5 protein-coding genes and 1 riboswitch are annotated in these 4660 nt (G+C 68.8%); of the genes, 3 read left to right on the forward strand and 2 right to left on the reverse strand.

All coding sequences use genetic code 11. The annotated features are described in order from the left end of the window. Positions 1-146: 146 nt before the first annotated feature. Positions 147-641, reverse strand: coding sequence for a DUF2269 family protein (locus FrCorBMG51_RS13880; RefSeq protein ID WP_047223501.1), 495 nt, complete (start codon positions 639-641; stop codon positions 147-149). 1 nt (position 642) lies between these two features. On the opposite strand from FrCorBMG51_RS13880, the gene FrCorBMG51_RS32555 reads away from it, so the two are divergent. The 3 genes from FrCorBMG51_RS32555 (at position 643) to FrCorBMG51_RS13890 (ending at position 2727) form a co-directional block, all read left to right on the forward strand. Continuing rightward, a complete protein-coding gene (locus tag FrCorBMG51_RS32555; protein WP_256386263.1) occupies positions 643-777 on the forward strand; it encodes a hypothetical protein in 135 nt (44 codons plus the stop codon). Between the two features lie 362 nt (positions 778-1139). Continuing rightward, the gene (locus FrCorBMG51_RS13885; RefSeq protein WP_047223502.1) at positions 1140-2054 is read left to right on the forward strand and encodes an LLM class F420-dependent oxidoreductase; all 915 of its coding nucleotides are present in this window, start codon (positions 1140-1142) and stop codon (positions 2052-2054) included. A gap of 172 nt (positions 2055-2226) precedes the next feature. Then, positions 2227-2727, forward strand: coding sequence for an NUDIX hydrolase (locus FrCorBMG51_RS13890; RefSeq protein ID WP_047223503.1), 501 nt, complete (start codon positions 2227-2229; stop codon positions 2725-2727). A gap of 232 nt (positions 2728-2959) precedes the next feature. On the opposite strand, the gene FrCorBMG51_RS13895 is transcribed toward FrCorBMG51_RS13890, so the two are convergent. Then, positions 2960-3310, reverse strand: a complete 351-nt coding sequence (locus FrCorBMG51_RS13895) for a transglycosylase family protein (protein ID WP_083731213.1) — start codon at positions 3308-3310, stop codon at positions 2960-2962. Positions 3311-3384: 74 nt separating this feature from the next. Further along, a riboswitch (cyclic di-AMP (ydaO/yuaA leader) is annotated at positions 3385-3537 on the reverse strand. Positions 3538-4660 lie beyond the last annotated feature (1123 nt).

Genomic DNA, 4660 nt, shown 5'->3' on the forward strand with positions numbered 1-4660 from the left:
ATCTTATCTTAGCGGCATTGCTGTAGGAGGCTGTCCGCGGACAAGCATAGGTGGTTTCCGTCGTTTCGGTAGCGGTTTCTACCTACGCTTGCCACGGGTGTAGGTGGTTTCGGCTGGGGGGATGGCGGTTTTCACCTACGGGTGGGTCAGGCTCCGGTGGTGGAGCCGGGCCTGACGATCATCAGGATGGTGACAGTCACCCAGAGTAGGTTGAAGGATCCGGTGAGCATTGCCAGGCGTGCGCCGGCCCGTGCGTCGAGGGCAGCGGTGGCGTCGGCGCTCGCCGTGGCCTGCGCGGCGGCGTCGACGGCATGGAGGGCGTCGCGCTGGCCGGGCAGGACGAGCAGAGCCAGGACGATGGCCGCGCCCGCGGTGAGGATGATCGAGGCGATCACCCAGGCGTTGCCCGTGACACCCATTTCACCCGCGGTGGCGAACCCGAGGGCGGGTACGGCGACACCGACGAGGGCGTAGACCGAGCAGATGCGGTACAGGATGCGCAGGGATGCGACAGCGGCCGGATCGCCGGGGTTGGCCTGGGCGTGACGCAGGGCCGGAGGGAACATGCTGGCGGCGACGGCGACCGGGCCGATGGTGAGGACAGCGGCCAGAACGTGCAGGATCAGGAAGAATTTCGTCACGGTGACAATCCTCGCCTCCGACGCCGCGGCGTCGGCCAGTGACCTTCAGGGTGTGGGCTACCGGGCTGGCCCGCTGCCCTCGCCTCCACCAGCCGCGCTCGCCCCGGTCGAAGCCAGCAGACGCGTGCTCCGCTGATGCCGTTGCCGTTCGGTGTCGTAGGCGGCGCGGGCGTGGGCGTTGTGAGGACCACAGCGGGGCCACAGCCGAAATGGCGAAGCTGACCGGTAGCCGGAGGGACACTCACTTTATGTGAATCGTCCGCGCTCCCCGCACCTGGGCGCCAACCTCACGATCATGACTGGACGCCTGGGACGCGGGCGGGCTTCCTGGCCGCGCACCCTCCGAGGTATCCGTGCGGCCGACGGCTGGTGGCCACCTGCGAGCGATGTACCGCATGGTCACGTAGGCGGCCGTGAAGTTACTGAAAGTAATCAGTCTCACCGCGTCCGGCGATACCGAGCCTACTGATGATCATATATGAGCGAAAGCAGGATCCGATGCGTGTCGGGATATACCTGGACGATCAGGGGCGGTCACTGGACGCGGTCGTGGCGGCGGCCCGTGACGGGGCGAAGGCCGGCTTCGCCAGCGCCTGGATGACCCAGTTCGGCGGGTGGGACGCGCTCACCGCGCTGGCGGTCGTGGGCCGGGAGACATCCGGTATCGAGGTCGGGACAGCGGTGGTGCCGACCTATCCCCGCCATCCGCTGGTGCTCGCCAGCCAGGCGCTGACGGTGCAGGCGGCCGTGGGCAATCGGCTCACCCTGGGTATCGGGGTGAGCCATCGGCCCATCGTCGAGGGCCAGTTCGGCTACTCGTTCGATCGGCCCGTGGCGTACCTGCGGGAGTACCTGTCCGTGCTGGTCCCGCTGCTGCACGGGGAGAGCGTCACCCACCAGGGCGCGTCCCTCACCGCCGTCGGCGCCGTTGACGTGCCGGGCGGCAAGCCGCCGTCGCTGCTGATCGGCGCGCTCGGCCCCGCGATGCTGCGGACCGCCGGTGAGTTCGCCGACGGCACGGTCACCACGTGGACGGGCCCGGCGACCCTCGCCGACCACATCGTGCCGACGATCACCCGAGCCGCCAGCGCCGCGGGACGGCCGGATCCTCGGGTGGTGGCGCTCAGCTTCGTCTGTGTGACCGCGGACGCCGACGCGCGCCGGGAGTGGGTCGCGCAACGGTTCGCCATGGTCGGCCAACTGCCCAGCTACCGGGCCGTCCTCGACCGGGAGGGTGTGGACGGCCCGGGGGAGACGGTCATCCTCGGTGACGAGGCGTCCGTCGAACGGCAGATCCGGCGGCTGGCGAGCGCCGGTGTCACCGAACTGGTGGCGCAGCCGATCGGCTCGGCACGGGAGCAGGCGACAGCGACCGACCTGCTCGTCGCGCTCAACACGCCGCCCGCCGGCTGACCTGGTGGGGGCGAGCTGGCCGGCAGACGGATCCGAGAACTGGCATCCCGCTGGCTCTCCCGTCCGGTGGAACGCCGATCCTCCGCGCCGCACGCGAATACAGTCGTAACGGCTGGGTGCGGGGGTGGGCGGACGGAGTCGGTTGTCGCTGCCGGAAGGAGTTGCCGCAAAGGTGAGTGGGTTGTTGGAGGACGGGGAGGCACAGCCGGTTCTCACCCGGGAGCTGAGACTCGCGGCATATGTGGTCTGCATCCGGGACGGTAAAGTGCTGCTCGCGCGCTTCGCCGGCGCGGGTCAGACGTTCTGGACGCTGCCCGGCGGCGGGCTCGATCACGGGGAGGATCCGCTTGCCGCGGCGATCCGCGAGGTCGAGGAGGAAACCGGATACGACGTCGTGATCGAATCCCTGCTCGGTCTAGACTCGATACGCCGGAACTTTCAGCGTGCGGTGGGTGTAGAAGCCGACCAGCAGACCCTGCGGGTCATTTACGCCGCCCGGGTGGTGGCCGGTGAGCTTCGCTACGAGGTGGGCGGTTCGACTGACCAGGCCGCATGGGTCGATCTTGAAGGGGTCCATGCTCTCGAGCGGATCGATCTGGTCGACATAGGGCTGGAGCTCGAACGCAGCCGCCCACCGCTCGGCCGGGTGGACCGGGACCGCTTCCGTCTCTGAAACCGGTCAGGAGTCACAGCCGGGCGCCCGGTGGAGATCCGACCGAAGTCCGATCTCCACCGGGATGACGCCGACTCCCCGGGACGAACCAGATGGTTACCTGGGGCACGGGCCGTCCGGGTCTACCGGATCAGCGAAGCCGGTCCGGTGGGAGGCCCGAGCATGAAACCAGAAACAGAAATGGAAAGAGCAGGGAAAGAACAAAGAATGCGGCCGTGCCGTCGGTGGACGGTCAGCCGATCTTTCCGGACCAGCAGTGCTTGGACGCGTACCACGGTCCGGTGCCCTGCTGCGAGTAGAGGATACGAGCGCGTTTCCACTGCTCCTCGGGGCTGGCCTGCTGCGGCAGACCGGACCCGCCGACACCTCGCCAGGTGGGTGGCAGGAACTGGAACAGCCCACCGGCGCCGATCTCGTTGACGACGCGCGGATTGCCACCGGATTCACACTGTGCGATGGCGGAGAGCACCTGGTCCGAGGCCGGTGCCGCGTTTGCTGGCTGGGATACCGCGACGCTGCCGCCGATGGCTGCGACAACAGCCGGAACGGCGATCATCGCGCGGGTGCGGGTCCTGATTCCCACGCGGTTACGCCGCCTGCTGTGCCTGGTCGCGCCGTCACGCGTATGTCCGTCACGAGTACGTGTCTGGGACATGATGATGTCCTTCCCCACGCCTGCGAGGTGAGCTGTCGGGTTCGGGCTGGGACTGCCCGGCCGCGTTCCGCGGCTTCACCCCAAGGACGTCCGATGCGCGACGCCCGCAAAAATTGGTTCCCCCGCTCCTGCCATTGGTTTGGCTTCCGTCGGCCGGGGCAGGATTCGGCGTGTCGCCCGACGGGTGCCTTCTTCGCGAAGGCACGGCGCAGACCATACGCACGGGTCCGACCTGGAAAGCAAGAGGGGACGGACGGCCGTGAAGATGAGCACACCTTATTTCTGATGTTGATTGTCGCACCGGTCATCCGGTAACGCGCGCGCCCGCGCGCTCATTATCTGGACGGGCATGTGACGCCGGCGAAGCGTGGCGATATCGTCACGATTCCGGCCGGGTGTTCCTGCGCGCGGCGTGGATGGTCGGGCCGAATTCGTGACCGCCGGTACCACCGTCACGGAAATGTTCATGGAAATGAACATGGAAATGCCCGTCGGAAGCTCGCCGAAAATGGCCGGGGAAGGCGGTCGAGACGATCGTGGAAGGCCGTGACAGTGGCCGGAGGGGTGCTCTTCGACGCAGCCGTCGCATGGCCGGAAGCGCCGCGCGGAGAAAGCGCTTGCCGGGGGCTGGCGGCGGTGTGGAAGGCGTGTATCGTGTTCGCCTTGCTCGCGCCGCTGTACCCGCCCGCGCCCGCCCGTGCCGTCCGGGCGGCTCGCGCGGCCGACGCGTGTACCCGATGCGCGCCAAACCCGTCACCGGAAGGAGCCCGGGGAATTCGATACCGCGCCGCCGTTCCCCTTGTCATCCCTGTGCCGCCGCTGCCAGGCCTGCCCTGGCACGTCCCGCGGGGAGGGCTGCCGGAGTGTTGACGAGTGGAGGCCGTTCGCGGCCTGCCCTGGCACGTCCCGCGCCCGGACGGCAGGGATGCCGTCCGGGCGCGGGACGCCGTCTACCCGCGATCTTCCAGCGGCCTGCCTGTGACCTTCCCGAGGCGACGCGACGCCGGCCGGGTGCCGCGACGCCGGGTGCCGTGGCACGGGCATCATGACCCGGAGGATTGGGACATTGACAGGTCATGGTGGGAGGAACTGACCACACAGCCGTGTCGACGGGCGCGTGCGGCCGGCTGATTTGCGAGGCTGACCGGCATGATGACGCTGGCGGCGTGCGCGGTGCTTTCGATGCTGGTCTGGCTGGTCCTCGCGGCCGGGCACGGAATGTTCTGGCGGACCGACACCCGGCTCGACGCCGCTGCCACCGGCGCGGCCGGCGGGCCC

This window comes from Protofrankia coriariae (assembly GCF_001017755.1).
In the GTDB taxonomy this organism is placed as follows: Bacteria; Actinomycetota; Actinomycetes; order Frankiales; family Frankiaceae; genus Protofrankia; species Protofrankia coriariae.

Coding starts and splice junctions, on each gene's coding strand:
- FrCorBMG51_RS13885 (WP_047223502.1), top strand. CDS start 1,140: ATGCGTGTCGGGATATACCTGGACGATCAGGGGCGGTCACTGGACGCG.